Origin of the sequence: Billgrantia lactosivorans (assembly GCF_003254665.1) — a bacterium.
In the GTDB taxonomy this organism is placed as follows: domain Bacteria; phylum Pseudomonadota; class Gammaproteobacteria; order Pseudomonadales; family Halomonadaceae; genus Halomonas; species Halomonas lactosivorans.
In genome coordinates this window covers 676,129-702,887 of the sequence record NZ_QHGY01000001.1, presented here as the reverse complement: position 1 = coordinate 702,887, position 26,759 = coordinate 676,129, and the positions used below count along the sequence as shown (strand labels likewise).

The following is a 26,759-nucleotide window of genomic DNA, read 5'->3' as shown; positions in this document are numbered from 1 at the left end:
TCCGTTGATCTATATCCATAAAAGAATGCAATTAGCCGATGGTCGTCTTTTTTCTGTCCCGTTGGCTCAACTTCTCGACCCGCATGCCGATGTTTATAGGACAGACAGTACCCACAAGAACCAGACAGCGTCATGCAAGGGGCTAGCGATGAAGAATCTATCCATCAAATGGAGCCTGACGGCAGCACTGGCGTTGCTGGTGCTGATGATCGGCTTGATCAGCGCGTTGGGGTTCTACTCCAACGCCAACGGCGAAGCGGCCCTGCACGAGCTGGCGGAAACCAACATGAAGCTGGCCGATACTGCCAACCGGGCGCAGGTGAACGTGCTGCGCGCGCAGACCTTCCTGGACCGCTACGCCAGCCTGAGCACCCAGGGCAACCCGGACAAGGCCGGCGAGAGTCAGCAGCTGGCGGTAACGGCGATCGAAGCGGCACAGCAGAGCTTTGCGCAGTTCCGTGAAGTGCCACTCGACCCCGCAGACCCCCGTGCGCCGCACGTCGCGGCCATCACCGAGGCCTATGAGGCGTTCGTCATCGAGGGCCTGGTACCGCTGCTGGATGCCGCGCCGTTCCAGGTCCAGCGCAGCCAGGAGCAGCTGACCGAACAGGGTGCGGCACTGGATGAGGCCATGGATAACTTCATCCATTACATTGAGGAGCGCTCCATCCACGCCATTGAACAGGTCGAGGCGGTGGACCGCAACGTGACGATCGTCGGCGCGACGCTGCTCGTGGTGGCTCTGGTGGGTACCCTCCTCATTCGCATGGCCCTGATGCGTGTGGTGGTGACCCCGTTGCAGGAGGCCATTGCCCACTTCGAGCGCATCGCCGACGGCGACCTGACCGCGCGTATCGAGGAGCGCGGCCGCAACGAGATCGGCCAGCTATACGGCGCGCTGGGACGCATGCAGCAGAAGCTCAGGACGCTGGTCGTATCGCTGCGCGAGAGCAGCGAGAACGTCTTTGTCGGCGCCGGCGAGATTGCCACGGGTAGCCAGGACCTCTCCTCGCGCACCGAGCAGCAGGCCTCCGCCCTTCAGGAAACCGCCTCCAGCATGGAGGAGATGGCCTCCACGGTGAGCAAGAATACCGACACGGCGATCGAAGCCGACCGGCTTTCCGCGTCTGCCTCGCAGAACGCCGAGGCCGGCGGTCAGGAGGTCGAGCGCACCGTGAAACTGATGCGCGAGATCGCCGATAGCGCCAAGCGCATCAACGATATCATCGGCGTGATCGACTCCATCGCCTTCCAGACCAACATCCTGGCGCTGAACGCCTCGGTGGAGGCGGCCAGGGCAGGGGAGCAGGGCCGCGGCTTCGCCGTGGTGGCCAGCGAAGTGCGCTCCCTGGCCAGCCGCAGCGCGGAGTCGGCCAAGGAGATCCGCGGCCTGATCGAGGAGACCACCACGCGCATCAGCAGCGGCGCCGAGCAGGCCGAGCGCAGCGGCCAGACCATCAACGATACCGTCGACTCGATCCGTCAGGTGAGCGCCCTGATGGCCGAGATCTCCACCGCGACGCGGGAGCAGAACAGCGGCATCGAGCAGATCAACACCGCACTGACCGAGATGGATTCGGTGACCCAGCAGAACGCCTCCCTGGTACAGCAGACCAGCGCCGCGGCGGCCTCGCTGGAGGAACAGGCCAGCAACCTCGCCGCGCTCATCGCCACCTTCCGCGTCGACGAGCACGCCGCGCCGGCAACGGGACGCAGCGAGCGCGCGACCAGCGGCCAGCACGGCACACGCAGCAGCAAGGTGGAGCGCCAGGCTGACCGGCATCAGCTGGTACGCCTGACAGACCCCAAGCCGACGAGCGCTCGCCAGCGCTCCACCGCGGAAGAGGACTGGAGCGAGTTCTAGGCAGCGACTCCGCCGGGCTCGATCCGGTACGCCATGATTGGCTTCAAGGCCCCGATGCCATATGGCTCGGGGCTTTCGTCTGGCCGCGGCAAGTCGACACCCCACGCCGATATCGGCGAAGGCCCTGGTGGCGGCAACCCTCCTGGCCGCGGGGAGGCATGTAAGTTTTTGTAGGAACAAGCGCTTACGGGTAGTGTCGCGACTAGACTGCCAGCAGGAAGGCAATCGAAGGAGCGCAGCATGACTAGGGATTCGGTTCAGGGCGCGTTGCCGCAAGCGAGTGTGGCGGAATCGCTCGCCGTGTTGACTGATGTCTTGATCCCCAACGTGGCGAAGGGCGTACTCATCCGTCGCCCCAGGATCGTCGGGATGGCGGAGCGGCTCGGACTGGACCGGCGAGCCGTGCAGCGCCTGCAGCAGCTCAACGAGAAGTACGGTCGCGGTCCGCTGATGCTGCAGGTGCCGGGCGAGAAGACGATGGCCCTGGTACTCGACCCCGATCACGTCAACCGCGTACTCGATCAGTCGCCGGCACCGTTCGCCACCGCGGAGCAGGCCAAGCGCAGCGCGCTGGCGCACTTCGAACCCGATATGGCACTGGTCTCGCATGGCCGGGAGCGCGCCGAGCGTCGTCGCTTCAATGAGGCCGTGCTGCACAGCGAGTGTCCGGTGCACGGCCTGGGCGAGCGCTTCGTGACGGTGGCCAGGGAGGAGGTCGATGAGCTGCTTCACGCCACGCGTCAGCAGGGTGACACGCTGGACTGGGCGGCCTTCTTCGAGACCTGGTCGCGCGTGGTGCGCCGCGTGGTGCTGGGCGACACCGCTCGCGACGACCACGCCCTGACCGAGGCGCTGGGCAAACTGCGCGCCGCCGGCAACTGGGGCTTCATGCACCCGGGGCGCGACCGCCTGCGGGACGCCTTGCACGAACGGCTGCGCCGCTACCTGAAACGGGCGGAGCCTGGCAGCCTGGCCGCCGAGGTCGCGCGCGTGCCCATCAGCGAGACCACGCAGCCCGGCCACCAGGTAACGCAGTGGCTGTTCGCCTTCGATCCGGCGGGCATGGCCACGTTCCGCACCCTGGCGCTGCTGGCGGCGCACCCCGAAGCTGCCCGGCGGGCACGGCGGGAGGCCGCCAGCCTGGAACGGCAGACCACCCCCGAGCTTCCCTACCTGCGCGCATGCGTGCTGGAATCGCTGCGCCTGTGGCCCACCACGCCCATGTTGCTGCGCCAGAGCACCGAGACGACCCTGTGGGAGAACGGCGCCATGCCGGCGGACACCTCGTTGCTGATCCTGGCGCCCTACTTCCATCGCGACGAGCGCCATCTCGCCTCCGCCAACCGATTCGACCCGGACCTCTGGCTGAAGCCGGAAGCGGCGGGGGCGTGGCCGCTCATCCCGTTCAGTGGCGGTAGCGGCATCTGCCCGGGGCGGCGTCTGGTGCTGCTGGTGACCAGCACGGTGCTGGCGAGCTGCCTCTCTCGACGGGAGTTCCGCCTGGACCCGCCCAGCCGGCTGCTCAGCAGCAAGCCGATGCCGCCGCTGCTCGACAACTACGCTCTCAGGTTCAGGCTCGACCCGCACTGAGGCCGGTGCGCGGCCGGCAGCGATGGCGCCATGCGGGATTGCCAGGCAAGCCGTGGTCCGGCGGCCCAGGCCTCAGCCAAGCGCTCTTGCCTTGCGCCGCTGGGTCTTGTCGTCGTACATGCGATTGTCCGCCAGGGTCAGCACCTCCTGGGCCGGGGCTTCGGTGGAGCTGGCGCTTCCCATGCTCACGCGAAGTTCCACTTGCAGCGGTTCGCCGCGGGCCGAGGTAATGGAGCAGTATCGGCCTTCCAGGTTCGTGCGGATCAGTTCGCAGACGCGATTGGGCGCCGACAGGTCGGCGGAAGGGAACAGAATGACGAATTCGTCTCCGCCGTAGCGTGCGAGGATGTCGCCCTCCCGGCACTGGAGCTTGAGGTGGTCGGCGACCGTGGTGATGAGCTGATCGCCCGCCACGTGACCATACCGATCGTTCACCTCCTTGAGCCCGTCGACGTCCATCATCAGCACGGCGAAGTCCAGTCCCGGTGGCTGAGTCTTGCCCTGTATGCTCAGCTGTAGCGCCGATTCGAAGAAGCCGCGGTTGTAGAGCCCCGTCAGCCCGTCACGCTCCGCCGTCTTCTTCAGCGCCAGATGCAGCAGCTTGTTCTCGGTGGCAACCGCCAATTGGTCGGCGAACAGGGTCAGAATGCGCTCCAGGCGAGCGTCGAGGCTGGGCGCACGTACGATCAGCCAGCCTTCGTAAATACTCAGCCGTTCCGCCATGGGCGTGGCATAGAGCTGCTCGCCGATGGCCTTGTCGCGCAGCTTGATCGTACTCTCCTGGCGCTCATGGAGCGCGGCCAGCAGGCTGCCCAGGCGGCGCTCGTCCTCCGGTCCGAGCCGCAGGCCGGCCACGGCCGCATAGCGCGTCACCTCGGGGCGTTGCCGCTCCTGCAGGAACACGGCAAAGCCGTACTCGGGAAAGTCGGCACGCAGATGCCTAAGCGAATCGTCCAGCAGGGTATGGATGTTCGTGGCGCGATTGGCGACGACCCCGAGCTGGAGCAGGGCATGAAACGCCCGATTCTGGAACTTGATCTCGGCGATGCTGCGGCCGATCTTGCGATTCTGCCCGTACATCACCTGGGCGATGCCGAGGAAGTAGAGCACGGCGCCGATACCCTGGTAGATGTCCAGCCCGACGCTGACATGCGGCCGAAAGCTGAAGCCGGTCAGGGCGCTCCAGCCCAGTGCGCCACCGACGAACAGGGCCATGGAGGAGGCCATTCGGCGCGGACCGCCGACCACCATGTTGTTCATGAAGCAGGCCAGGCCGATGGACAGGGTGGCCCAAACATAGAAGTCCAGTACGCTGCACCAGATGCCGAACACCAGGCTGTCGAAGTAGAGGTTCCTGAACTCGGCGCGCTTCGAGTCCTGTGCCAGCATGGCATGGCCGTAGGCCAGCGCCGGCCACAACAGCAGGAGCAAGCCCGGGCCGATCAAGCTCCAGCCGCTACCCTCTACCAGGGCAATCCACAGCGTGAGCCCGAAGGTGTGGCAGTAGGCGAAGGCGCGGGGGACCAGTGTCGCCAGGGCGAGACGGTGAGGGCGCTTGAGTCTGGGCTGAGCCCGAGCTGAAAGAGTCTTGAAATCTAGCATGCCCGCCTGGGTCGTCTTGTCTGCTGGGAGCCGGCAAGGCGACATCGATTCGTTAGAGTTATGTCGATTAACACGAACGTACCAGTAGCCTAACACTGGCGGGTATGGCTGGCATCAACCTGCTTCGTCGCCGACAGCCGGCGAGGTGGGCGCCTGCTGCCGATTCGCACGCTTTCCCCCGGCCCGGATCGGCTGGCAGTCGGTTGCCTTCTGGTGGGTGCGAAGCTCGCAAGATATCTGGCACCTCCTGTGCTGGGCGTGTCGCGACAAGCCTCCTTCACTCTGGTTAGCAGAGAGGCGCCGAGCCTGCAATGAGGGTACGGCTGGCGGCGGCCACCCACGAGCGCTATCTTGGATCTCGACGCACTCCGGAAGCCCGCCATGTCGGACACCAACAAGCCCCTGTTCTGGCGCGACCCGCGCATGCCGCACGTGGAACTGCGCAAGGTCGATGACGGCCGCAGGGTCTGCTACGCCCCGCACAGCCATGCCCATTGGTCGCTGGGCGCCATTACCGCCGGGGAGAGCACCTTCCGCTACCGGGAGGATTGCTACCACGTGCATGCCGGCACCCTGGTGCTGATGAATCCCGACTGGCTGCACGCCTGCCGCGCCATCGACGACCGGCCCTGGGCCTACCTGATGCTCTACGTCGATACCGACTGGCTGACCGAGCTGCGCCATCGGGCCGGGTTGCTGGCATCGCCGCGCTGGCAGGATCTGGCCACCGCCGTGATCCGAGAGCCCTGGTGGTATGCAGGCTATTGCCGGATGACCGCCTGCCTGCTCGACCCCGACCGCGACCTGCTCGACAAGCAGACCGAAGTGATCGAGTACCTCTCCGCCCTGATGCACGAGCTGGCCGGTCAGCCGGCTCGGCCAGTGGCCAGGGCGCCGGCCGTGCTGAAGGGAGCTGGCGGCCTACCTGGATGCGCATGCGTCGGAGGAGATCTCGCTGGACGACCTGTGCGAGCGTTCCGGCTACAGCCCGGGCCACCTGATACGCGCCTTCAAGCAGCACTTCGGCTTCACGCCCCACGCCTACCTGATCAACCGGCGCATCCAGCTGGGCCAGCGCGATCTGAAGCGTGGCACGCCGATTGCCGAGGCGGCGCTGAATGCCGGTTTCGCCGACCAGCCGCACTTCCAGCGCACCTTCAAGCGCCTGGTGGCGGCCACGCCCAACCAGTACCGGCAGCCCTCAGTCGAGAAGTAGGTACAAGCAGCTAGCGGCGAGCAGCACCGCCAGCGTGCGATTGACGGTGGTCAGCACGGCAGGCCTGTGCACGTAGCGGCGCAGGAAGGCCCCGGCATAGACCCAACTCCCCAGCGACAGCCAGCAGATCGGCAGGTAGAGCCCGGCGAACAGCAACACCTGATTCAGATCGCTGCCGCTGGTGTAGGCGCCGATGCCCGAGGCCGACGCCAGCCACGCCTTGGGGTTGAGCCACTGCATCAGCGCCCCGGTCAGGAAACCCGGTGCCCGCGGGGCCTCGCTCTCGGGAACGCGGCCATCGTCGCGGAACAGTCGCCAGCTCAGGGTAAGCAGAAACGCCACGCCGGCCCAGCGCAGTGCCTGGTTCAGCCCCGGCACGACCGCCAGCACCGAGTAGAGCCCCAGCCCCACGGCAATGAACAGCACGACGAAGCCCAGCGTTGCGCCGGTCACGAACACCATGCCCTGGGAAAGGGGGTAGCGCGTGCCGCTGCAAAGGCACACCAGGTTCACCGGCCCCGGCGAGATCGAAGCCGCAAGGGCAAATGCCGACATCGGCAGAATCATGGCAAGGCTCATCGTCATCCTCCTGGGTGGCAATGAGCCAAGCCTGCCTCGTCGCTAGGGCGCGGTATTGAACGAAATTGAGGTGCTACCTGCCGAGTGCCGCCAGTAGCAGCCTGGCCGTGGGCTCGGAGGAGGGTGGGTTCTGCCCGGTGATCAGCAGGCCGTCCTGCCGGGTGTAGGGCGTGAAGACCTCGGCCTTGGAGTAGTGGGCGCCGGCCTCCTTGAGGGCGTTCTCCACCAGATGCGGAACGACTTTGGTGAGGCCTACGGCTTCCTCCTCCTCATTGGTGAAGCCGGTGACCTGTCGACCCCGAATGATCGGATTGCCGTCGGCATCGCGGGTGTGCACCAGCACGATAGGCGCGTGGCACACGGCGGCCACCGGCTTCTGCTGGGCCCAGAAGGTCTCGATCAGGCGGATGGAGTCCTTGTCTTCCACCAGGTCCCAGAGCGGGCCGTGGCCGCCCGGGTAGAAGATGGCATCGAAGTCGTCGGCGCTGACCTCGCTCAGTTTGTGCGTATTGGCCAGCGCCTGCTGGGCCTGGTCGTCCTGCTGGAAGCGGCGGGTCGCCTCGGTCTGGCTCTCCTCGGCGTCGCTCTTGGGGTCCAGCGGCGGCTTGCCGCCCTTGGGCGAGGCGAGGACGACCTCGGCGCCGGCGTCCAGGCAGGCGTAGTAGGGTGCCGCCAGCTCTTCCAGCCAGAACCCGGTGGGCTCGCCGGTATCGCCGAGACGGTCATGGGAGGTAAGGACCATCAGAATGCGTGAACTCATGGGAACTCCTGTCATGGCGGTTGGCTAGGGTAAACCCTCAGCTAGCGGGGCCGCCGCTGTGAGAAAATTCGGTTCACTTGCCTTTCAGGTTGTCGATGGGGCCCGTCCCCAGCATTTTCAACAGCCCGCTCCGTACCGCCTTGAACAGCGGATAGAGCCGAGTCGTGCGTTGAGGGCTAGAGAAGAGTCGGTACATCAAACGGTTGAACCCACCATTGCGGGTACCGAGCAGGGTGAGCCGGTGCAGGGCTTCGCTGCCGTGGTACCAGCGCTCGCCCACCTGCAGGGCGAAGCCCTCATCCAGGTCAATGCCCAGGTCCGTGAGCTCCCGGCGTGCTGCGCTGTTCTGCCTGGCGTCGATCAGCTCCAGTTCGCCGACCTCCTGGCGGATGCGCTGCCAGCGTACGTAGCGCCGGCACATCGGGCAGGCGCCGTCGTAAACCAGGCGAAGACGACGGTCTGAGGGTTCGTGCTCGCGGAAATGGCTCGCTGCCGTCATTTGCTACCCTGGATGTCGGAATATCAAGCTTCCCGACACTCGATTCTAGCAGGTGGCGGGTGGCTGCGTGGGGCCGAAGCGCTGCAGGCCAGCCCGGCTGTGGAAGCCACAGCCAGCGCTTGACCGCGCAATTGCCAGCCTTGCTGGGCTGGTATCCTTGCCCCGGCCTTGTGCCAAGGGCACCCTTGACCTATGCCTGAAGATGGCGTTTATGAAGCGTCCTGCAATTCAATCGACGGCGGGTATACGGCTCAATAGGCGTATAAGCACAACAAGGACTCAATGGAATGAAATTCGGCAAGACGACACCGATCCTGCGCATCTTCGATGAAGCCAAGGCCAGGGAGTTCTACATCGAATTCCTCGGTTTTCAGGTGGACTGGGAGCATCGCTTCGCGGAAGGCATGCCGCTGTACATGCAGGTATCCAAGGATGGCTGCGTACTGCATCTCTCCGAGCATCATGGCGACTGCAGTCCGGGCGCGGCGCTGCGGATCGAGGCCGACGAACTCGAGGCGTTTCACCAGCAGCTGCATGCTGCCGATTACAAGTACGCCAAGCCGGGGCTGGAAGTGATGCCCTGGGGTAGCCAGGACATGACCATAGCCGACCCGTTCGGCAACCGGCTGACCTTCACCGATGCGATAAGCACCTGAACGCCGGGTGACGTCACCGCTGTCTCGAAAGGAGCACTTCATGGACGAATCGACGAAGCGTGATCTGATAGAGCGCTACATCACCGCGTATAACCACTTCGACATTGACGGGATGCTGGCCGTGCTGGAGCCGGACGTCATCTTCGAGAACTACTCTGGCGATGAGCTCACCACCTCGGCCAATGGCATCGACGAGTTTCGTCAGCTTGCCGAACATGCCAAGGGATTCTTCTCCGAGCGCGTACAACGCGTCAGCAGCCTGACCTTCAGTGAGGCGGGGGCCACCGCCGAGATCGACTACCACGGCCGCCTGGCGCAGGATATCCCTGGCGGGCCGAAGGCCGGAAGCCTGATCGAACTGAATGGCGTCTCCGAGTTCAGCTTCGGCAGCGAGCGGATCACCAGGATCGTCGATCGCAGCTGATTCCGATAGGGTGGGGCATCCTTACCCAGCTTTCGGGCAACAGGAGGAAACTCATTGAAGAAGGTACTGGTGGTTACTGGCGGCAGTCGAGGCATCGGCGCGGCAACGGCGCGCCTGGGCGCCGCTAGCGGTTACGCCGTGTGCATCAACTATCGGCATAACGAAGCCGCGGCGCTCGCCGTGGTCGAGGAGATCACCCGTGCCGGCGGCGAGGCGATCGCCGTGGCGGGCGATGTCGGCTCCGAGGCCGACGTGGTGAGACTCTTCGAGCAGGTCGACGAGAAGCTCGGCCCGGTCACGGCGCTGGTCAACAACGCCGGGATCCTGGAAGCGCAGATGCGCGTCGAGCAGATGGATGCCGCACGCCTGAGCCGTGTTCTCTCGATCAACGTCGTCGGCAGCATCCTTTGTACTCGCGAGGCCATTAGACGCATGTCGACCCGGCACGGCGGGCAGGGCGGGGCCATCGTCAACGTCTCCTCCATTGCCTCCCGGCTCGGTGCGCCCAACGAGTACGTCGACTACGCCGCCGCCAAGGGCGCCATCGACAGTTTCACCACCGGCCTGGCCAAGGAAGTCGCGGGCGAAGGCATTCGCGTCAACGCCGTGCGCCCGGGCGTGATCTACACCGAGATCCACGCCAGCGGCGGCGAGCCCGACCGCGTGGAGCGGGTGAAAGCCTCCGTGCCCATGCAGCGCGGCGGCCAGGCCGAGGAGGTTGCCCGCGCCATTCTCTGGCTGCTCTCCGACGAAGCCTCCTACTCCACCGGGGCGCTGCTGGACGTCACGGGCGGGCGGTAGTCGTCATCCTTTCGAGGCGACGGCCCAGCCTGACAGGAGTATGCCTCTAAACCTTTTGTCTACGTTGCGCTAACCGTTACTCAGCGTTAAATTGGGTAACGAAAGTCGCTGAGACGGCTCTGACGAAAAAGACACAAGTACGCAGGGAACTACCCGGTAACGCGTTTACCGGGTAGATTCTTGTTTGCCTCCAGCCAGGCTCTTCTGCTCCCAACGGTCCGCCCCGTATCTTGCTCTCCCAAGTCTTCCTATCTCGCCGCGAGGTTGCCGAAAGGGCCCGGGCGGTGTGTTAGACTGCGCGCCTCGGCCTGCGCCAGCAACACTTCCCCATCGGTAGCCCGTCATGGAAATCAAAGTCAATTTTCTTGAAAATCTCAGGCTTGAAGCCAAGTTTGACGATTTCACCGTCATCACCGACCAGCCCATTCGCTACAAGGGCGACGGCTCGGCGCCAAGCCCCTTCGACTACTTCCTGGCGTCCTCCGCGCTGTGCGCGGCCTACTTCGTGCGGGTGTACTGCAAGGCGCGCGACATCCCCACCGAGAACATTCGGCTCTCGCAGAACAACATCGTCGATCCCGAGAACCGCTACAACCAGATCTTCAAGATCCAGGTCGAGCTGCCGGAAGACATCTCCGAGAAGGATCGCGAGGGCATCCTGCGCTCCATCGACCGCTGCACCGTCAAGAAAGTGGTGCAGACCGGCCCCGACTTCCAGATCGAGACGGTGGAGAACCTCGACGAGGACGCCCAGGCGCTCCTGATGGTGCAGCCCGACGAGGAGGCCTACACCTGGATCGAGGGCAAGGACCTGCCGCTGGAGCAGACCATCGCCAACATGTCCGGCATCCTCGCGGAGCTGGGCATGAAGATCGAGATCGCCTCCTGGCGCAACATCGTGCCCCACGTGTGGTCGCTGCACATCCGCGATGCCGCCTCGCCGATGTGCTTCACCAACGGCAAGGGCGCCACCAAGGAGAGCGCGCTGTGCTCGGCGCTGGGCGAGTTCATCGAACGCCTGAGCTGCAACTTCTTCTACAACGACCAGTTCTTCGGCGAGGAGATCGCCAACAGCGCCTTCGTCCACTACCCCAACGAGGAGTGGTTCAAGCCCGGGCCCAACGACGCGCTGCCCGAAGGCATCCTCGACGACACCACCCGCGAGATCTACGACCCCGAAGGCGAGCTGCGTGGCTCGCACCTGATCGATACCAATTCCGGCAAGCGGGAGCGGGGCATCGTCGCCTTGCCCTTCGTGCGCCAGTCGGACGGCGAGACGGTCTACTTCCCCTCCAACCTGATCGAGAACCTCTACCTCAGCAACGGCATGAGCGCCGGCAACACGCTGCAGGAAGCCCAAGTACAGTGCCTCTCGGAGATTTTCGAGCGGGCGGTGAAGCGCGAGATCCTCGAGCAGGAGCTGGCGCTGCCCGACGTGCCCATGGCAGTGCTCGAGCGCTACCCGGCCATCCTCGAAGGCATCCAGGCGCTGGAGGCCCAGGGCTTCCCGGTGCTGGTCAAGGACGCCTCGCTCGGCGGCCAGTTCCCGGTGATGTGCGTGACCCTGATGAACCCGCGTACCGGCGGCGTGTTCGCCTCCTTCGGCGCCCACCCCAGCTTCGAGGTCGCGCTGGAGCGCAGCCTCACCGAGCTGCTGCAGGGCCGCAGCTTCGAGGGGCTGAACGACTTCCTGCCGCCGACCTTCAACTCCCAGGCCGTCGCCGAGCCGAACAACTTCGTCGAACACTTCATCGACTCCTCGGGGCTGGTCTCGTGGCGCTTCTTCAGCGCGAAAAGCGACGTCGAATTCAGCGACTGGGACTTCTCCGGCACCAACGCGGAGGAAGCGGCAACCCTGTTCGGTATCCTTGAAGAGATGGGCAAGGAGGTGTACGTGGCCGTCCACGAGGACCTGGGCGCACCGGTGTGCCGCATCCTGGTGCCGGGCTATTCCGAGGTCTACCCGGTGGACGACCTGATCTGGGACAACACCAACATGGCGTTGGATTATCGCGAGGACATCCTCAACCTCCACGCCCTGAGCGACGAACAACTGGCCGACCTGCTGGCGCGCCTGGAGGAGAGCCAGCTCGACGAGCACATGGACATCATCACCCTGATCGGCATCGAGTTCGACGAGAATACCGTGTGGGGGCAGTTGACCATCCTCGAATTGAAGCTGCTGATCCACCTGGCGCTGGGGCAGCACGAAGAGGCGCTGGAGCGGGTCGAGATGTTCCAGCAGTACAACGACAACACCGTGGAGCGCGGGCTGTTCTACCAGGCCATGGCCGCGGTGCTGGAGATCGTGCTCGACGACGAGCTGGAGCTCGACGACTACCGGCACAACCTCACCCGAATGTTCGGCGAAGAGACCATGGCCGCGGTGGTCGGTTCGGTGACTGGCGAGGTGCGCTTCCACGGGCTCACGCCCACCAGCATGCAGCTCGAAGGCCTGGAGAAGCACCAGCGGTTGATCGAGAGCTACAAGAAGCTGCACGCCCACCGCGCGAGGCGGGCAGGGCTTTCCGTGTAGGCCGGCTGAGTTTCCCTCCCAACATCGCCGCGCCCCGGGTCAGTTCATGCTGGCCCGGGGCGCGGCATGGCGGCATGTCCCTTGTCTCATTCCGCCATGTGCTGACCGGATCCGCCTATTTCCGCGGGTACGTCGCGGAATTTATCGATGCCGTCGCGAATCGGCAGCACGCTTTCCTGATAATGCACGTGAAGGCCCGGGGAAAACCGAAGGCTGGGCAGGATCGCGGCATAGACATCCGTCAACCCAAGCTCTGGGTGCTCGGTGAGAACGTGGCCGCCACAGATCTTGCACCATTTGCGATAGCTCTGCGGCGTCTTGTGATAAGTGCCCACGTTCTCCTCCCCTTGGGTGATGCGAACCGCCTCCGGCTTCCATAAGGTGAAAGCATTGATGGGGGCCGCGGACCAATGCCTGCACGAATCGCAATGGCAGTAGCCCATGGCCTGCGGTTCACCGCTGGCGGTGACTTGTACGGCACCACAAAAGCAGCTTCCCTTGTAAGTGGTGTAGTCGCTCATGCTTCGTCTCCTCTGTGTGCCTGGCCCCGGCACGTCGAGTGGCCTGCCTTCGGCTCGCCTCAACGCGTCCCGTCAGTCTTTACCAGGCGCCACCTGTCGAATAGTGGCGAGAACGACACAAAGCGGGGGCGATTCGGCCATCGAGGAGGAACGGATGATCGATGTGACCGTGGTGCTGGTGGAGGGAGGCATGCCCTCGACGGCAGTGGCGCCGGTGGAAGTGTTCAGCATGGCCGGCGTGCTATGGAACAGCATGCGCGGAAAGCCGGTCGAGCCGCCTTTCCGGGTGCGAACGGCGTCACAAGATGGTCGGCGGGTATCCACCGCCGTGGACCTGAGCCTGGAGCCAAGCTTTGCCCTCGAGGATGTGGAGAAGACCGACCTGATCGTCGTCTCGGCTGTGGGCGCTGACCTGGACGCCGCCTGTCCAGCCAACACGGCGCTCTATCCGTGGCTGCGCAAGTGGCACGCGCGTGGTGTGACGGTGGCCGGTGTCTGCGCAGGTGTCGCTCTGCTCGCCGAAGCAGGCCTCCTGAATGGCCGGACCGCGACGACCCACTGGGGCGTGGTGGAGGCATGCCGGCGCCGCTACCCACAAGTGCACTGGCAGCCCGAGCGATTCCTGACGGAAAGCGACAACGTGCTATGCAGTGGTGGCGTGTATGCCGCCGTCGATCTTAGCCTTTACCTGGTCGAGAAGCTTTGCGGTCATCGAGTCGCCATGGAGACGGCCAGGGCGCTGCTGCTGGAGACGCCACGCGTGTGGCAGGCCGGATACGCGGCGGAACCTCCCGACGCGACGCATGAGGACAGGCAGATCCGGCGGGCTCAGGAGTGGCTTTTCCACCACTTCACCGAACCGGTCCGGATAGAGGCCCTGGCCGATCAGGTCGGCATGAGCTCGCGGAACTTCATCCGCCGCTTCAAGCTGGCCACGGGGGAAACGCCCACCGGCTACCTGCATCGCTTGAGAGTCAATGCCGCCCGCCATCTGCTGGAAAACGAGCAGCAGACCATCCAGCAGATCAGTCGTGCCGTCGGCTACGACGACCTGGCCTTCTTCAGGCGCTTGTTCAAGCGCTATACGGGGCTCTCGCCACAGCGGTATCGTGAGTGCTTCGGCCAACCGCACGAGAGCATTGCCATTGCCGGCCGCGCACCGCACCGTTGATGCGGGATGACGGAAGTTGGGGGCTCACAGGTAAACAGGCAGGGGCGTCACCCATTTCGACACTGGCGCGGCTCTCTGCGCAGCCATCTTCGCTTACGTCTGGTTCGGCGCCGCGCCCCGGGTCAGTTCATGCTGGCCCGGGGCGCGGCGTTTGGTGCCATTATTCAACAAAAATGAGTACATCAGATGGAGAAAGTTGCGATTTTCGTAGACGTCCAGAACGTCTACTACACGGTACGGGATGCGTATCAGCGCCATTTCGACTACAACGCGTTCTGGGCCGAGGCCACGGCTGGCAGAGAGGTCATCAGGGCCATCGCCTATGCCATCGACCGGGGCGACCGGAAGCAGCGCGAGTTTCAGGCTATCCTTCGCGCTATTGGATTCGAGGTGAAGCTGAAGCCATTCATCCAGAGATCGGACGGCTCGGCAAAGGGCGATTGGGATGTCGGCATCACGCTGGATGCCATCGAATACGCCGAGCAGGCGGATATCATCGTGCTGGTTTCGGGTGACGGCGATTTTGACCTGCTGGCGGACAAGATTCGTGAAGTGCACGGCAAGAGGGTTGAGGTCTATGGCGTGCCGCAGTTAACGGCAGCTTCGATAAAGCGAGCCGCGACCGAGTTCAAGCCAATCGGGGAAGAGCTTCTGTTGTGAAATGACTCTTCGTCCTACGGCGTCACTACAGGAATGTATCGCATGCAGGAGGCAACGTGCCGGAATTGGTAAAAGCGGTGGCAGAGTGGGGGGTAACGATCACCGAGATCGTCGGCATCCTGATTATCGTCGGATTTGCCTTATATGCCCTGGTCGTTGTACCGCTCCTACGGTTGAAGCAGCACCAACCCGAGGAGATCTATACTCAGGTCCGTCAGCGTCTAGGCCGGGGGATTCTGCTTGGCCTGGAATTTCTCGTCGCCGCAGACATCATCCATACCGTGGCGGTGGAGCTGACCTTCGAAACGGTAGGCATCCTCGCCATTATCGTGCTGATACGTACCTTCCTCAGCTTCACGCTGGAGGTCGAGCTGTCCGGACGCTGGCCCTGGCAGAGGAAGGAGTAATGGCGTTGTCACTCATGCCGTCCGGACGCTCCGCAGCGATGCGTGGGAGAGCCGAGCCATGGAAACGACGATACGCAAGGCCAGGGTAGAAGATGCCCCGACGCTGGCCGAGCTCATGAACCTGGCGGGCGAGGGAATCCCTGCCTACCTCTGGGAGCGCATGGCCGAGCCGGGCGAGGATGTCATGGCGTTCGGCGCGTGCCGGGTGGCCCGGCCGGAAGGAGGGTTCAGCTACGCGAACGCGCACGTCGCGGAAGTCGACACCGGCATTGCCGGCATGTTGCTCGGCTACCGTCTGGACGATCCCTATGATACCGGCCCGATGGACGAGCTTCCCGCCGTTGTCCGGCCGCTTGTCGAGCTGGAGGCGTTGGTTCCGGGCTCCTGGTACGTCAACGCCGTGGCGACCGTTTCGGCATATCGCGGCCAGGGGGTGGGGCGCAGGCTCATGGCACAGGCGGAACGCCTTGCCGCCGAGTCGCACGCCAGGACGATGAGCTTGATCGTGGCAGAACAGAATGACCGCGCACGACGGCTATACGAAGAACTTGGCTATCAGGCGCACGCCCGTCGACCGATTGTCCCGTTCCCCCGCTGCCCTCACCGCGGCAATTGGCTGCTGATGACGAAGCCGATGGCGTCGTCTTAGGGGTACCGGCTGGGCACCGGCGACGCTCAGTCCGGTCAAGGCGCACATCAGGCAGGCTCATGCTCGCGTATGGGTCCCATAGTCATATTTTGCTCCGTTTCTCCGCCTCGCTGTGTCAGAGTCGTGAAGCAAGGTTAGTTCATGCATGGACGCGCATGACACATTTGCGGAGGCCATGAATCCATGAATGACGTTGTCGTAGAGATGAACATGGACACCGCCGTCTACAAGACGCTGCTGGAGTCTACCCAGGCCATCCCCTGGAAGATCGATTGGGCAGCGATGCGCTTTGCCTATATCGGACCGCAGATCGAGCGCTTGCTGGGCTGGCCCCAAGGCAGTTGGGTCGGTATCGACGACTGGGTCGAGCGCATGCATCCCGAGGACCGCGAGCGGGTCGTCAACTTCTGCGTGGCGCAATCCAGGGCAGGGGTCGACCACGAGGCGGACTACCGGGCACTGAAGGCCGATGGCAGCTACGTGTGGATTCGCGATGTCGTGCACGTGGTACGCAACGACGCGGGCGAGGTGGAAGCGCTGATCGGCTTCATGTTCGACATCAGCGAGCGCAAGGAGAACGAGGAGAAGCTGCTGCGGCTGCAACGGGAGCTGGAGGAGCTCTCGTATCAGGACGGCCTGACCGGTGTCGCCAACCGGCGCCTGCTGGATTCGGTGCTGGAGACAGAGTGGGCCAGCGCTCGGCGTTCCGGCCAGCCGCTTTCGTTCATCATGCTCGATATCGACTGCTTCAAGCAGTACAACGACCATTACGGCCATCTCGCCGGTGACGACTGCCTGCGCCGTGTGGCGCAGATACTGGGTTCATCGATCGTGCGACCACGCGACTTGCTGGCCCGCTTCGGCGGCGAGGAGTTCGCCCTCGTGCTGCCCGAGACGGATCAGGAAGCCGCCTGTCAGGTAGCGGAGCGCTGCCGCTCAGCCATCGGTGACGCGGCCATTCCTCACCGTGCTTCCGATGTCTCTCACCTCGTCACCGTCAGCATGGGGGTCGCCACCGCCCATCCGACGGACGGCGGCGGTCAGGCCTCGCTGATCGAAAAGGCGGATAGGCTGCTTTACCGGGCCAAGCAGGGTGGGCGGGATCGTATCGTTGCGGAGTGATGTGTTCCAGCCGTTACAGAGAACACGTTCGCTGCGATGCTAGCGGGCTGCGCCCAGGACGATATTCCGGTTCTTAGGGGGCACTAACCAGACCTGCCGGCCTTCTCGCCGGATCCTTCCTTCGCGCTGAAGCTGTGCCAGCGCGCGATAGACCGTTTCGTGCGTCAGCCCTATCTCGCCCGCCAGGGCCTTCCAGCTGCCGGCTAGCGTAAGCTCCGCGTGCTCAGCGCTGGCGTGCGCCTGCAGATAGGCGAGCAGGCGTTCCTGAGCGGTTGGGATATTGAGGATCTCGATGCGCAGGCGCGCTTCATGCAGCCGCCGGGCCAGATCGGTCATGAGCTCGGTCGCCAGCGCAGGTTGCCGCTGCATGCCTTCGACCACGGCTGCCTTGGGGAAGCTGAGCAGGCAGGCCGTTGCATCAGCCATCGCATCGCAATGGTAGCGTTCCGCGAACAGCGATGCTTCGGCCAACCAGCGGGTGGGGCCTACGCGGTCGACGGTCACTTCAGCGCCCGCCTGACTCACCCGCATCAGCCGAACCTGGCCGGACACGATCACGTACACCGAAGTGACCGCCTCCCCGGCGTGAAACAGCATCTCCCCCGCGGCAAGTCGCCGCCGATGGCCTGGGCGGCCGGCTAGCGTCTCCAGGGTCGAGGCGATGCCCGGTGGTTGACTGGATATGATCTCGCTCATACCCAAATGATGCTGCCGGGCCCACTCTAGGTGCAACCGAAACCGAGAGAGGGCTCTCCAATGACACGTCTGCTGGCTTTTGTGCTGTTAGTTCTGACCACCGGGGCGGCCCAGGGCGAAGCGGCAGGGCATGGCTCCTACGCCGGGTTTCATTCACGCGAGATCAAGGCGCTCTCCGCCAGCGTCATGGAAGGGCTTCGGCTGGGCAGGGGGATGGCGCAAGCCCTGCCGGCGGAGTTGAACGGCTATCCAGGTCCCATGCACGTGCTGGAACTGGCCGATGCACTGAACCTGACCGAAGAGCAGCGGGAGCGAACCGAACAGGCCTACGAGAACATGCGCGCCCGATCCATCGGACTCGGTGAGCAGGTGATCGAGAGCGAGCGCGAACTCGACCGGCTCTTTGCAGAGCAACGTGCAACGCTGGATGAGATCGAACGCCTTTCCGAACAGACGGCTCGGCGCTGGGGCCAGCTGCGGGCGGTACACCTCGAATATCACCTGCGCATGCTCGCGGTGCTCGATGAGGAACAGGTTCGGCTTTACAGTCACCTGCGAAACTACGGAAGTAGCGGCCAAGGTTACTAGGGCTCGGCCATTCATCCATCGTTTGCTTGCTTTATCTGTTAGCCGCTACTTTCGTCACCTTGACCGAATAGGACGCGCGTCCTATGCTTTGCTTGGTGTTAGGACGAACGTCCTAATTAGTGCGAAGCGACTGGCTGCAAGAGGTCTCGATGCGGGAAAACTCGACGCGTGAGCAGATCATCACGGCAGCGGACGATTTGTTTTATCGGCAAGGGTTCGAACAGACTACCTTCGCGGACATAGCGGAGGCTGTTGGCATATCCCGGGGTAATTTCTATTACCACTTCAAGACGAAAGGCGAGATCCTGGAGGCCGTGATCAAGCGGCGGCTTGCCAACACACAAGACATGCTCGACCAGTGGGAAGCCGAGAGCAGTGAGCCTTTAGAGCGCATCCGCAGCTTCGTCCGCATCCTGATCGGCAACCGGGGCAAGATCATGCGCCACGGCTGCCCGGTCGGCACGCTCTGTGCCGAGCTTGCAAAGCTCGAGCATCTTCAGCGCGATGCGGCGAACGAGGTCATGACCTTGTTCCGGAACTGGCTACGCCGGCAGTTCGCTGCCTTGCGGCATGAAGCCGATGCCGATGTACTCGCGATGCACCTGCTGGCGCGCAGCCAAGGGATCGCCCTAGTGGCGAATGCCTATCAGGAGGAGAACTTCGTCGATGCGGAGGTCGAGCAGTTGCTCGATTGGCTAGACGCATGCGCGTCACAGCGCACGCACGCCGAATAACCACAAGAAGAGGGCTTCATGATGCACCTGGTATTTCTACGCTTCTCGGAAAAGATGAGTGAGGCAGGCCGTTTCATGGAGGGCCATAAGCAATGGCTCGAGCGCGGCTTCGATGAAGGTGTGTTTCTCGTTTCGGGCAGCATCCAGCCGAAGCAGGGCGGTGCCATCCTGGCGCATAATGTCACTCTTGATGACCTTCACCGGCGTGTCAACGAGGATCCGTTCGTGGCAGAGGGTGTCGTGAGCGCGGAAATCATCGAAGTGGCTCCCTCCAAGGCGGATGAGCGGCTAGCGTTTCTGCTCTCCTAGCATTCCGGCCTGTTTCACTCAGGACGACAAAATGACGAATCTGATTCCTGGCCCCGACGGCCACCAACGTTGCCGCTGGTGTAGCGCTGCCCCTGAGTTTCTTGCCTATCACGACACCGAGTGGGGGTTCCCGGTCAGCGATGATCGGCGCCTGTTCGAAAAGCTGTGTCTCGAGGGATTTCAGTCGGGTCTGAGCTGGCGCACGATCCTCGCGAAGCGAGAGAACTTTCGCGCCGCTTTCTGCGGCTTCGACTTCACCCGCATCGCACGGTTTGACGAGCACGACGTCGAGCGCCTGCTAGGCGATCCGGGAATCGTGCGACACCGAGGCAAGATCATAGCCGTCATCAACAATGCGCGCCGTGCCATGGAGCTCGTCGAGCGGGAAGGCTCTCTTGCGGCCTTCTTCTGGCGCCATGAGCCAGCCCCGCAGCGGGACGTTGAGCCACAGAGCGCATCGACGTCGGCGGAGTCGATTGCACTGTCAAAGGCACTCAAGAAGCAAGGCTGGAAGTTCGTTGGGCCGACGACGGTTTACGCTTTCATGCAGGCCATGGGATTGATCAACGACCACGCGATCGGCTGCGTCGTCCGTGACGAGGTCGAACGTGCCCGTCTGGGCTTCGAGCGGCCTGCCGCTGCGTAGCCACGTAGCCAACGCGCCACTAGGGCACCCCGAGCCAGCCCACAGGCTCGGGGTGTTGTCGTTTATGGCAATCAGTGGAAGGGCTACCCCTACACCTTGCTCACGATCAGCGCCGCATTCACTCCACCGAAGCCGAAGCCGTTGCACAGCACGTGCTGGGTCGCGTGCTGGCGCGCCTCGCCCGAGACGATGTCCAGGTCGTGCAGGTCCTCGTCGCGGTGCTCCAGGTTCAGGGTCGGGGGCAGGCGGTCGTGCATGGCGGAAAGCACGGAGAAGATGCTCTCCACGCCCCCGGCAGCACCCAGCAGGTGGCCGGTCGAGGCTTTGGTGGCGGAGATCGGGATGCCGCCGAGGGCGTCGCCGAAGGCGTTGCGCAGGGCGGCGATCTCGGCGCGGTCGCCGACCGGCGTCGAGGTGGCGTGGGCGTTGATATGGTCGATATCGGTGGGCGTCATGCCCGCCATTCGCAGCGCCGCGCGAATGGCCGCCGCGGCACCGCCACCGTCTTCCGGGCCGGCGGTGATGTGATGGGCATCGGCACTGGTGCCGTAGCCGCTGAGGATGGCCAGCGGCGTGGCGCCGCGTGCCTCGGCGTGGGCCAGGGTTTCGATCACCAGCAGCCCCGCGCCTTCTCCCATGACGAAGCCGTTGCGTGCCTGGTCGAAGGGGCGCGAGGCCCTGGTGGGGTCGTCCTGCTCGGTGGAGAGCGCCTTCATGGCGTGGAAGCTGGCCAGCGAGAGCGGGTCGATGCAGGCCTCGGCGCCGCCCACCAGGGCCACCTCGGCTTCGCCGCTGCGGATCATGCGCATGCCGTCGCCGATGGCCTGCACGCCGGCCGCACAGGCCGTGACCGGGCAGCCGATCGGCCCGCGCAAGCCGTAGCGGATCGAGACGTTGCCCGCCGCCAGGTTGGCCAGGAAGGCCGGCACGGTGAACGGGGAGAGCCGGCGGTAGCCGCGCGTGGAGAGGGTGTTCTGCGCCTGGGTGATCGTGGGGAAACCGCCGATGCCGGACCCCACGATGGTGGCCGTGGACAGCCGGTCCGCGTCGCTTTCGGGGAACCAGTTGGCCTGGCGCAGCGCTTCCTCGGCGGCGGCCATGGCGTAGAGGCTGAACAGCTCCATCTTGCGACGCTCCTTGGCGTCGACCACGCGATCCGGATCGAGGCCGGCCTCGGGGTCGTCCTCGATGCCGGGCACCGAGCCTGCGACCTTGATCGGCAGCTCGCCGGTATCGAAACGCGAGATCGATGAGACGCCGGAACGGCCGGCAAGTAGGCGCTCCCAGCCTGCCTTGACGCCGCAGCCGAGGGGGCTGATCATGCCCATGCCGGTGATGACGAGCGGTGATTGCATGGTAATTTCCTGAACAGCTTGGGGTTGTGCCACGCTAACACCGAGCTTGATATGATCAAGATAATATTCAGCGCAGTGTGAGGTCGCCATGCCCTACCCGACGAGCCACAAGGCCAAATCGAGGGAGCGCATTCTCAAGTCGGCCATCGAGCTGTTCAGCCGCCAAGGCTTCGAGAAGGTCTCCATCGGCCAGATCATGAAGCTGGCCAAGATGACCCACGGTGCCTTCTACGCCCACTTCGCCTCGAAGGAAGCGCTCTACCACGCCTCGGTGCGCGAAACCCTTGAGAGCAGCCGTGCGGCCCGGTTGGTCAAGGGGCCCCTCTCAGTGAAGCACCTGACGGAGCTGGTCGCCAACTGCTGGAACCTGCAGGAGCTGGAGCGCAAGCGCAAGCCGGGCCCCGAGTCGGTGCTGTTCAACGAGATCGGCAACGAGAACGCCGAGATCCGTACGCTCTTCGAAGCGTCCTACCTGCGCATGAAGAAGATGCTGGAAACCCGGCTCATCGCCCTGAGCCGCCTGAAGAAGCTGCCTTTCGAGCCCGACCGCGAGGTCATCGCCGACAAGTCCCGGGTGATTCTCGCCTCCCTGGTCGGTGCCGTGGCCATCGCCAAGAGCCTGCCCAGCGAGCAGGAGCGCCAGCACATCCTCGACGCCGCCCAGCGCAACATCCTGCAGATGCTCGGCGTCGACGAGAGCGAACTGGACGGCATGACGGGGGCTGCGGGGCAGGGCGGCGCGTGAGCGTACTCGATCGGCCCTGAAGACCCCAGCGGGGTGGCGCCCTCGGGGCCGTCAGGTCCTCCAGTGCACCGGCGCGCGAGGATCGGGCTCGTAGGTGAAGTAGGTGCCGGTGCGGATCGTCCGTTCCAGGTGCTCGCCGAGGCTCGGATGATGCTGCGAGATGCGCCTGAGGGCGTAGCGCAGCGAGCGGGTGGTACTGGTGCGAGCGCGTTCCAGGCCGTCACCGACGGTTCGGGCGCGACCGTTCAGGCCGACACCGCGGCGAAGCTCATCGATCAGGAACTGACGGTCGGCACGCGCCAGCTCGGCGCGGTGGAAGTCATTGTTGGCCTCGGCCTCGGCAATGTCCTCTTCGGTCTCGGCGAGCCGCTGCCGGTAGGCCTCACGCGCCTTCGAGTCGAACACCTCCAGCCCCGCCTGGCACAAACCGGCATGGGCATCGAGCCTGGTGGCATCCGAAGTGTCACCGACCGGGAGTGAGCCACGCTCCACTGCCACCAGGTCGAGCACGTGGAATTCCCGGCCGGGCTCCGTCAGCAGGCGTTCCAGGTAGTGCATGCCCTTCAGATCCTTCAGGTACACGGTGAGGCCGTCGAACGTCACCGTGCGCATGTTCCCCTCGCAGCAGAAGACACACTGCTCGGGTTCGGCATCTGGCAGCGAAGCGGTGACCGGCAGGCGTTCGCGGGCCAGTTCCGCCCAAGGCAGGGCGTTGAGGGACTCGAAGGCACGACACGCCGCCTCGAGCTCCAGCTCGGCCGTGATGTCGTCGCCCGCCGCGCGGTGCGCCGCCGCCAGTTCGACCCGCAGTTGCGCGGCCTCGAACGGCATTCGCAGCGAGACCCACTCCATGACGGCCTCGCTGAGAAGCCGTATCGCATCGTTAGCCTGCCCGTCGAACAGCGCCAGGCGCCCCTGCGCGGCGAGCGCCGAGTTCCGCAGCGTGCGGCTGCGGTACGTCCCGGCAATCTCCGCGAGGTCGGCTGCGGCGGTGCGGGCCGTGTCGGCGTCTCCGGCCGCCAGCGCAATGACCACCTGGGCATCGCGCAACGGCGCCCGCTGCAGCCCTCCCGAAGGCGGGCGCTCCTTCGAGGGGATGTCGAACGGATGGTCGAGGGCGCCGTTGATCATGGAGAGCGCTTCCTCGACCCGGCCCTGGGCCAACCGCAGCAGCGCCAGGCCCGGCTGTGGCAGCCAGGCGTTCTGATGTGCCGCCAGGAACGCCTCCTCGGCACCGGTGAAGTCGCCCTTGCGCAGCCGCACATTGCCGAGTTCGGTCAACGGCCAGCCGTACTCCCGCCGCATCCACGGGCGCAGCTCCTCGCAGGCCAGCAGCGCCTCCTGCTCGGCGGCGTCGCAAGGCCCGCGCAGGCGCATGATCTCCGCGCGGTGCACCCGGCAGCGGCCGTTGAGCCCACCGAACGCCGCCCCATGGCGCCAGCGTTCCATCGCCTCGGTCCACTCCTCGGCGCGGTCGTGCTGGCCGATCCACTGCATGGCGCAGATGACCTCGCACCACATCTGCCCCGTGGTGAGGGGGTCGAGATGGCCGGAACTCAGCTCCACGGCGACGTCGTCCAGCGCACTCAGCCCTTCATCCAGCTCGCCGTCATGGATGCGCACCCGCGCCATGGCCACCTGGCCGATGATCGTCGGCGGCGCCAGACCGTGCCGTTGGCCTTCGTCCATGGCCCGTTGCGCCCACTGCGCCGTGCCCGGCATGTCACCGCACATCAGGCGCTCGTAGGTGCGCACGGCGGCGAGCCACGCCCAGACGGGATCGCCCGGCGCGTCCTGTACCAGGCGCTCCGCCCGTGACAGCCAGGCGCGCACCGTGGCCATCAGGCCCGTATCCATCATCAGGTACATGCCGACCATCACGGCGGCGAAGGCAGCCTCGTGGGGGCGGCCCGCTTCGAGGTGCAGGTGGTAGAGCTCGCCATAGGCGGCCAGCGTGCCTTCCAGGTCGCCGGTGCCGTAAGCCGCCTGGGCCTGGAGCGCCAGCAGCTCGGCTGAAGGCGGCATCGAAAGCCCTTCGAGCAGTTGCTGTGCCCGGGCGAAGTCGCCGGCGTCGAGGGCGGTGCGAATCGACGACAGGTGCGCTTTCGTCATCGCTCAATTGCCTTTTGTTGCGGTTGTAACAAGGAATGTTACGCCCTTTATGTAGGTGCCCTGGCACCGAACCGAAACCGCATCCAAGAAAGGAGCATCTCGCCATGAACGAAACCCTTTATGACAGACTCGGCGGTCGCGACGGTATTGACAAGCTCTGCGACCGCATCGTCGAACTCCACCTGCAGAACGACGTCGCCGGCCCACGCTACCAGGCCCTCGACCAGGAGGCGCTGGAGCGGGCCCGCATCAAGGTCAAGGAGTTCATCGCGGCCGGTACCGGCGGGCCGGTGGAGTACACCGGGCGCTCGATGCTCGAGACCCACACCGGCATGAACGTCAGCGCGGCCGAATACGTGGCCGTGATGGACGACATCATGCAAGCCATGAACGAGATGGAGTATCCGCGCCCGGTCTGCGACGAAGTGCTGGGCATCGCCTATTCGCTCAAGGGGGAGATCATCCACAAATGAGCGCGGCACTGTCGCTTGGCCATGCCCGCCCACGGTCGATTGCACCGGCCGCTGGGCCGGGTGTGTCTTATCCTCCCAATGACGGATAGAGCGCGCCATCAAGCGATGGCCGGTATGAATGGCCCGTTCTGCCAGGCTTTGAACGGCGAGCCCAGTATCTGAGGAGAGCGCAGATGACCAAGCCCGAACTATCGAACGTCTATCGAGACTACATCGCCTGCTTGAACAGGCAGGATTGGCCAGCGCTGGGGCGCTTCGTTCATGAAGACGTCAAGCATAACGGCGAGCGGCTCGGGGTATCTGGCTACCGGCGCATGCTGGAGAGAGACTTTTCCGAGATCCCTGACCTATCCTTCCATGTTGAGCTACTGGTGTCGGACCCGCCCTACATAGCCAGCCGACTCCGCTTCAATTGCACACCGAAGGGAGAGTTTCTCGGCCTGGCGGTCTGCGGAAGAAGGGTCTCCTTTGCCGAGAACGTGTTCTATGAGTTCCGCGGCGAGAAGATCGCGGAGGTGTGGTCCGTCATCGACAAAGCGGCTATCGAGGCGCAGCTAGCCCCCCATCAGATTGATCAGGAGGAAAGCGGTGATGCCACGCGACAAGGCCAAGCCAACGGCAGAAGCGAAACCGACGCTGCTGTCGGGAGGCAACCCGCAGATCCCCAAGGCTGACGGCGACGCCCCCGTACAGGCCTACATCGCCGCCATGCCGGAGTGGAAGCAGGACGTCGGGCGCCGTCTCGACGAGCTCATCGTGCGTACGCTGCCCGAGGTGCGCAAGGCCGTGAGATGGAACTCCCCCTTCTATGGCATCGAGGGCCAGGGCTGGTTTCTGACCTTTCACTGCTTCACCAAGTACATCAAGGTGGCGTTTCTCAACGGCGCTTCGCTGGAGCCACCGCCGCCTGTCGCCTCCAAGGACCCCAACACGCGCTACCTGCATATCCACCAGGACGAACCGATCGACGAAGCCCAACTGGAAGCGTGGCTTCGCCAGGCAGCCCGGCTGCCTGGGGAGCGTATGTTCTAGCGAGCGACCGGGCCAATGTCACCTGGATCTCAACGAAATCTGAATGAATGTCTTCCAGCCGAGTAAGCTGGTGGTGATCTGCTCCCGCTCAATGCCAGGCCTCAGGAGGGTGTCGACATGCATGCGCAACAGGCAAGAGATCTAGCCAGCTACAACCGATGGATGAACGAGCGTCTCTACGCCGTGTGCGCCGAGCTTTCGGAGGCCGAGCGGCATGAGGATCGTGGAGTCTTCTTCAAGTCCGTTCATGGCACCCTGAACCACCTGCTGCTGGCGGACAAGATCTGGCTAGGGAGATTCACCGGGAAGGCATTTCACGTCAGCGGCCTGGACCAGGAGCTTCACCCTGCATTCGATGCGCTGAGCGATGACCGGAAAGCCACCGATGAAGAGATCGTGCAGTGGGCCGAATCGCTCACGGAAGACCAGCTTTCAGCCACGCTGGCGTATACGAGTATCAGCAATCCCGAGCCTCGCTCCCTCGAGATGTGGTTCGCGGTCACGCACTTCTTCAATCACCAGACCCATCATCGGGGCCAGCTGACGGCGTTGCTGAGCCAATGCGGCAAGGACTATGGCGTGACGGATTTGATCGCGCTACCGCAGGTGCTAGTGCGCCATGCAACCTGACCTCGAGGCCAGATTGAGGATTGTGCGTCCATCCGCCGCCTGATCCGTCTCCTGTTGGGAAGGCCTCGCAAAGGGCGAGCGCAGATGACCAAGTCCGAGCTAGCGAACGTCTATCGAGACTACAGCGACGTCCAGGCCGATACGGGGCCGGAGGACGAGGCGGCCATTGCCCTGTATTCGAAGCTGGGCCTCAGGGAGAGCGTCCTGCATTTCGATATCCCCGTCAGGCGCAGCTGAGCCTCCTCATAGCCTGCCCCTATCGAGCCGAAAGCCTTCCTGCAGCTTGACGGTTTCGCTCTCTAATCCTTGACTGATACTTGACGGCTTACGGGACGCTCGATGCCTGCGGCGAAGAGCTGCAAGGCGTTTACAACAACATGAG

The 26,759-nt window shown here is 64.3% G+C and carries 28 protein-coding genes and 3 pseudogenes; 23 read left to right on the top strand and 8 right to left on the bottom strand.

Features of this window, described 5'->3' with window-relative positions; genetic code table 11:
- Window positions 1-148: 148 nt before the first annotated feature.
- Both DIS04_RS03135 and DIS04_RS03130 read left to right on the top strand, forming a co-directional pair.
- Entirely contained in the window at window positions 149-1,864 is a 1,716-nt protein-coding gene (locus DIS04_RS03135; protein WP_111412252.1) for a methyl-accepting chemotaxis protein, read from the top strand.
- Between the two features lie 240 nt (window positions 1,865-2,104).
- Window positions 2,105-3,454 carry a cytochrome P450 gene (locus DIS04_RS03130; protein ID WP_111412251.1) on the top strand — a complete coding sequence of 450 codons (1,350 nt, stop codon included), beginning with the start codon at window positions 2,105-2,107 and terminating at the stop codon, window positions 3,452-3,454.
- 72 nt (window positions 3,455-3,526) lie between these two features.
- Here DIS04_RS03130 and DIS04_RS03125 read toward each other — a convergent pair whose 3' ends face one another.
- Complete coding sequence (locus DIS04_RS03125) at window positions 3,527-5,056, bottom strand: GGDEF domain-containing protein (protein ID WP_111412250.1); 1,530 nt, start codon at window positions 5,054-5,056, stop codon at window positions 3,527-3,529.
- A 381-nt stretch (window positions 5,057-5,437) separates the two neighbouring features.
- Here DIS04_RS03125 and DIS04_RS20920 point away from each other — a divergent pair.
- Window positions 5,438-5,707 (top strand): annotated as a pseudogene (locus DIS04_RS20920) (AraC family ligand binding domain-containing protein); the annotation flags it as partial.
- Between the two features lie 262 nt (window positions 5,708-5,969).
- Window positions 5,970-6,272, top strand: a complete 303-nt coding sequence (locus DIS04_RS20705; RefSeq protein ID WP_340148164.1) for a helix-turn-helix domain-containing protein — start codon at window positions 5,970-5,972, stop codon at window positions 6,270-6,272.
- On the opposite strand, the gene DIS04_RS03115 is transcribed toward DIS04_RS20705, so the two are convergent.
- From DIS04_RS03115 to DIS04_RS03105, 3 genes are all read right to left on the bottom strand, one after another.
- Complete coding sequence (locus DIS04_RS03115; RefSeq protein WP_111412249.1) at window positions 6,258-6,851, bottom strand: LysE family translocator; 594 nt, start codon at window positions 6,849-6,851, stop codon at window positions 6,258-6,260. The genes DIS04_RS20705 and DIS04_RS03115 overlap by 15 nt on opposite strands.
- A 73-nt stretch (window positions 6,852-6,924) precedes the next feature.
- Window positions 6,925-7,611, bottom strand: coding sequence for a type 1 glutamine amidotransferase domain-containing protein (locus DIS04_RS03110; protein WP_111412248.1), 687 nt, complete (start codon window positions 7,609-7,611; stop codon window positions 6,925-6,927).
- A 73-nt stretch (window positions 7,612-7,684) separates the two neighbouring features.
- Window positions 7,685-8,110 (bottom strand): DCC1-like thiol-disulfide oxidoreductase family protein, encoded by a 426-nt coding sequence (locus tag DIS04_RS03105; RefSeq protein WP_111412247.1) that lies wholly within the window; start codon window positions 8,108-8,110, stop codon window positions 7,685-7,687.
- A 284-nt stretch (window positions 8,111-8,394) separates the two neighbouring features.
- On the opposite strand from DIS04_RS03105, the pseudogene DIS04_RS03100 reads away from it, so the two are divergent.
- From DIS04_RS03100 to DIS04_RS03085, 4 genes and pseudogenes are all read left to right on the top strand, one after another.
- Window positions 8,395-8,766: pseudogene (locus DIS04_RS03100) on the top strand (glyoxalase superfamily protein); the annotation flags it as partial.
- Between the two features lie 40 nt (window positions 8,767-8,806).
- Window positions 8,807-9,190, top strand: a complete 384-nt coding sequence (locus tag DIS04_RS03095) for a nuclear transport factor 2 family protein (protein ID WP_111412245.1) — start codon at window positions 8,807-8,809, stop codon at window positions 9,188-9,190.
- 54 nt (window positions 9,191-9,244) lie between these two features.
- Window positions 9,245-9,991 carry an SDR family oxidoreductase gene (locus tag DIS04_RS03090; protein WP_111412244.1) on the top strand — a complete coding sequence of 249 codons (747 nt, stop codon included), beginning with the start codon at window positions 9,245-9,247 and terminating at the stop codon, window positions 9,989-9,991.
- 343 nt (window positions 9,992-10,334) lie between these two features.
- Entirely contained in the window at window positions 10,335-12,527 is a 2,193-nt protein-coding gene (locus DIS04_RS03085; protein WP_111412243.1) for an OsmC domain/YcaO domain-containing protein, read from the top strand.
- 86 nt (window positions 12,528-12,613) lie between these two features.
- Here the strand turns inward: DIS04_RS03085 and DIS04_RS03080 are convergent, their stop codons facing one another.
- The gene (locus tag DIS04_RS03080; protein ID WP_111412242.1) at window positions 12,614-13,048 is read right to left on the bottom strand and encodes a GFA family protein; all 435 of its coding nucleotides are present in this window, start codon (window positions 13,046-13,048) and stop codon (window positions 12,614-12,616) included.
- Window positions 13,049-13,202: 154 nt separating this feature from the next.
- Here DIS04_RS03080 and DIS04_RS03075 point away from each other — a divergent pair, with 154 nt between their 5' ends.
- From DIS04_RS03075 to DIS04_RS03055, 5 genes are all read left to right on the top strand, one after another.
- Complete coding sequence (locus DIS04_RS03075) at window positions 13,203-14,219, top strand: GlxA family transcriptional regulator (RefSeq protein ID WP_111412241.1); 1,017 nt, start codon at window positions 13,203-13,205, stop codon at window positions 14,217-14,219.
- A gap of 186 nt (window positions 14,220-14,405) precedes the next feature.
- Window positions 14,406-14,879, top strand: a complete 474-nt coding sequence (locus DIS04_RS03070) for a LabA-like NYN domain-containing protein (protein ID WP_111412240.1) — start codon at window positions 14,406-14,408, stop codon at window positions 14,877-14,879.
- A gap of 56 nt (window positions 14,880-14,935) precedes the next feature.
- Entirely contained in the window at window positions 14,936-15,286 is a 351-nt protein-coding gene (locus DIS04_RS03065; protein WP_111412239.1) for a DUF1622 domain-containing protein, read from the top strand.
- Between the two features lie 58 nt (window positions 15,287-15,344).
- The gene (locus DIS04_RS03060; protein WP_111412238.1) at window positions 15,345-15,935 is read left to right on the top strand and encodes a GNAT family N-acetyltransferase; all 591 of its coding nucleotides are present in this window, start codon (window positions 15,345-15,347) and stop codon (window positions 15,933-15,935) included.
- A 183-nt stretch (window positions 15,936-16,118) separates the two neighbouring features.
- Window positions 16,119-17,057, top strand: a complete 939-nt coding sequence (locus DIS04_RS03055; protein ID WP_111412237.1) for a GGDEF domain-containing protein — start codon at window positions 16,119-16,121, stop codon at window positions 17,055-17,057.
- 39 nt (window positions 17,058-17,096) lie between these two features.
- Here the strand turns inward: DIS04_RS03055 and DIS04_RS03050 are convergent, their stop codons facing one another.
- Window positions 17,097-17,753: a Crp/Fnr family transcriptional regulator gene (locus DIS04_RS03050; protein WP_111412236.1), complete on the bottom strand. Its 657-nt coding sequence runs from the start codon at window positions 17,751-17,753 to the stop codon at window positions 17,097-17,099.
- 60 nt (window positions 17,754-17,813) lie between these two features.
- On the opposite strand from DIS04_RS03050, the gene DIS04_RS03045 reads away from it, so the two are divergent.
- The 4 genes from DIS04_RS03045 (at window position 17,814) to DIS04_RS03030 (ending at window position 20,030) form a co-directional block, all read left to right on the top strand.
- Window positions 17,814-18,341 carry a Spy/CpxP family protein refolding chaperone gene (locus tag DIS04_RS03045; protein WP_111412235.1) on the top strand — a complete coding sequence of 176 codons (528 nt, stop codon included), beginning with the start codon at window positions 17,814-17,816 and terminating at the stop codon, window positions 18,339-18,341.
- 149 nt (window positions 18,342-18,490) lie between these two features.
- Window positions 18,491-19,075, top strand: coding sequence for a TetR/AcrR family transcriptional regulator (locus tag DIS04_RS03040; protein ID WP_111412234.1), 585 nt, complete (start codon window positions 18,491-18,493; stop codon window positions 19,073-19,075).
- A gap of 18 nt (window positions 19,076-19,093) precedes the next feature.
- On the top strand, window positions 19,094-19,384 hold the full coding sequence (locus tag DIS04_RS03035) for a YciI family protein (protein WP_245904465.1): 291 nt from the start codon (window positions 19,094-19,096) through the stop codon (window positions 19,382-19,384).
- A gap of 31 nt (window positions 19,385-19,415) precedes the next feature.
- Complete coding sequence (locus DIS04_RS03030; RefSeq protein WP_111412233.1) at window positions 19,416-20,030, top strand: DNA-3-methyladenine glycosylase I; 615 nt, start codon at window positions 19,416-19,418, stop codon at window positions 20,028-20,030.
- 89 nt (window positions 20,031-20,119) lie between these two features.
- On the opposite strand, the gene fabF is transcribed toward DIS04_RS03030, so the two are convergent.
- Entirely contained in the window at window positions 20,120-21,385 is a 1,266-nt protein-coding gene (gene fabF, locus DIS04_RS03025; protein ID WP_111412232.1) for a beta-ketoacyl-ACP synthase II, read from the bottom strand.
- A gap of 88 nt (window positions 21,386-21,473) precedes the next feature.
- On the opposite strand from fabF, the gene DIS04_RS03020 reads away from it, so the two are divergent.
- Entirely contained in the window at window positions 21,474-22,130 is a 657-nt protein-coding gene (locus DIS04_RS03020; protein WP_111412231.1) for a TetR/AcrR family transcriptional regulator, read from the top strand.
- Between the two features lie 51 nt (window positions 22,131-22,181).
- Here the strand turns inward: DIS04_RS03020 and DIS04_RS03015 are convergent, their stop codons facing one another.
- Entirely contained in the window at window positions 22,182-24,242 is a 2,061-nt protein-coding gene (locus DIS04_RS03015; RefSeq protein WP_111412230.1) for a tetratricopeptide repeat protein, read from the bottom strand.
- A gap of 104 nt (window positions 24,243-24,346) precedes the next feature.
- Between DIS04_RS03015 and DIS04_RS03010 the strand changes: the two genes are divergently transcribed.
- The 5 genes and pseudogenes from DIS04_RS03010 to DIS04_RS02990 all read left to right on the top strand — a co-directional run.
- On the top strand, window positions 24,347-24,715 hold the full coding sequence (locus tag DIS04_RS03010; RefSeq protein WP_218938119.1) for a group I truncated hemoglobin: 369 nt from the start codon (window positions 24,347-24,349) through the stop codon (window positions 24,713-24,715).
- 173 nt (window positions 24,716-24,888) lie between these two features.
- Window positions 24,889-25,389, top strand: coding sequence for an ester cyclase (locus DIS04_RS03005; RefSeq protein ID WP_111412228.1), 501 nt, complete (start codon window positions 24,889-24,891; stop codon window positions 25,387-25,389).
- Window positions 25,307-25,747, top strand: a complete 441-nt coding sequence (locus DIS04_RS03000; protein ID WP_111412227.1) for a DUF1801 domain-containing protein — start codon at window positions 25,307-25,309, stop codon at window positions 25,745-25,747. The genes DIS04_RS03005 and DIS04_RS03000 overlap by 83 nt, the downstream gene beginning before the upstream one ends.
- A 117-nt stretch (window positions 25,748-25,864) precedes the next feature.
- On the top strand, window positions 25,865-26,377 hold the full coding sequence (locus DIS04_RS02995) for a DinB family protein (protein WP_111412226.1): 513 nt from the start codon (window positions 25,865-25,867) through the stop codon (window positions 26,375-26,377).
- Between the two features lie 129 nt (window positions 26,378-26,506).
- Window positions 26,507-26,614 (top strand): annotated as a pseudogene (locus DIS04_RS02990) (AAC(3)-I family aminoglycoside 3-N-acetyltransferase); the annotation flags it as partial.
- Window positions 26,615-26,759: the final 145 nt, after the last annotated feature.

Excerpts from the sequence above, each read along its gene's own strand:
- DIS04_RS03135 (WP_111412252.1), top strand. The coding sequence starts at position 149 with ATGAAGAATCTATCCATCAAATGGAGCCTGACGGCAGCACTGGCGTTG.
- DIS04_RS03130 (WP_111412251.1), top strand. The coding sequence starts at position 2,105 with ATGACTAGGGATTCGGTTCAGGGCGCGTTGCCGCAAGCGAGTGTGGCG.
- DIS04_RS03125 (WP_111412250.1), bottom strand. The coding sequence starts at position 5,056 with ATGCTAGATTTCAAGACTCTTTCAGCTCGGGCTCAGCCCAGACTCAAG.
- DIS04_RS03115 (WP_111412249.1), bottom strand. The coding sequence starts at position 6,851 with ATGAGCCTTGCCATGATTCTGCCGATGTCGGCATTTGCCCTTGCGGCT.
- DIS04_RS03110 (WP_111412248.1), bottom strand. The coding sequence starts at position 7,611 with ATGAGTTCACGCATTCTGATGGTCCTTACCTCCCATGACCGTCTCGGC.
- DIS04_RS03105 (WP_111412247.1), bottom strand. The coding sequence starts at position 8,110 with ATGACGGCAGCGAGCCATTTCCGCGAGCACGAACCCTCAGACCGTCGT.
- DIS04_RS03095 (WP_111412245.1), top strand. The coding sequence starts at position 8,807 with ATGGACGAATCGACGAAGCGTGATCTGATAGAGCGCTACATCACCGCG.
- DIS04_RS03085 (WP_111412243.1), top strand. The coding sequence starts at position 10,335 with ATGGAAATCAAAGTCAATTTTCTTGAAAATCTCAGGCTTGAAGCCAAG.
- DIS04_RS03080 (WP_111412242.1), bottom strand. The coding sequence starts at position 13,048 with ATGAGCGACTACACCACTTACAAGGGAAGCTGCTTTTGTGGTGCCGTA.
- DIS04_RS03075 (WP_111412241.1), top strand. The coding sequence starts at position 13,203 with ATGATCGATGTGACCGTGGTGCTGGTGGAGGGAGGCATGCCCTCGACG.
- DIS04_RS03070 (WP_111412240.1), top strand. The coding sequence starts at position 14,406 with ATGGAGAAAGTTGCGATTTTCGTAGACGTCCAGAACGTCTACTACACG.
- DIS04_RS03060 (WP_111412238.1), top strand. The coding sequence starts at position 15,345 with ATGGAAACGACGATACGCAAGGCCAGGGTAGAAGATGCCCCGACGCTG.
- DIS04_RS03055 (WP_111412237.1), top strand. The coding sequence starts at position 16,119 with ATGAATGACGTTGTCGTAGAGATGAACATGGACACCGCCGTCTACAAG.
- DIS04_RS03050 (WP_111412236.1), bottom strand. The coding sequence starts at position 17,753 with ATGAGCGAGATCATATCCAGTCAACCACCGGGCATCGCCTCGACCCTG.
- DIS04_RS03045 (WP_111412235.1), top strand. The coding sequence starts at position 17,814 with ATGACACGTCTGCTGGCTTTTGTGCTGTTAGTTCTGACCACCGGGGCG.
- DIS04_RS03040 (WP_111412234.1), top strand. The coding sequence starts at position 18,491 with ATGCGGGAAAACTCGACGCGTGAGCAGATCATCACGGCAGCGGACGAT.
- DIS04_RS03035 (WP_245904465.1), top strand. The coding sequence starts at position 19,094 with ATGATGCACCTGGTATTTCTACGCTTCTCGGAAAAGATGAGTGAGGCA.
- DIS04_RS03030 (WP_111412233.1), top strand. The coding sequence starts at position 19,416 with ATGACGAATCTGATTCCTGGCCCCGACGGCCACCAACGTTGCCGCTGG.
- fabF (WP_111412232.1), bottom strand. The coding sequence starts at position 21,385 with ATGCAATCACCGCTCGTCATCACCGGCATGGGCATGATCAGCCCCCTC.
- DIS04_RS03020 (WP_111412231.1), top strand. The coding sequence starts at position 21,474 with ATGCCCTACCCGACGAGCCACAAGGCCAAATCGAGGGAGCGCATTCTC.
- DIS04_RS03015 (WP_111412230.1), bottom strand. The coding sequence starts at position 24,242 with ATGACGAAAGCGCACCTGTCGTCGATTCGCACCGCCCTCGACGCCGGC.
- DIS04_RS03010 (WP_218938119.1), top strand. The coding sequence starts at position 24,347 with ATGAACGAAACCCTTTATGACAGACTCGGCGGTCGCGACGGTATTGAC.
- DIS04_RS03005 (WP_111412228.1), top strand. The coding sequence starts at position 24,889 with ATGACCAAGCCCGAACTATCGAACGTCTATCGAGACTACATCGCCTGC.
- DIS04_RS03000 (WP_111412227.1), top strand. The coding sequence starts at position 25,307 with ATGCCACGCGACAAGGCCAAGCCAACGGCAGAAGCGAAACCGACGCTG.
- DIS04_RS02995 (WP_111412226.1), top strand. The coding sequence starts at position 25,865 with ATGCATGCGCAACAGGCAAGAGATCTAGCCAGCTACAACCGATGGATG.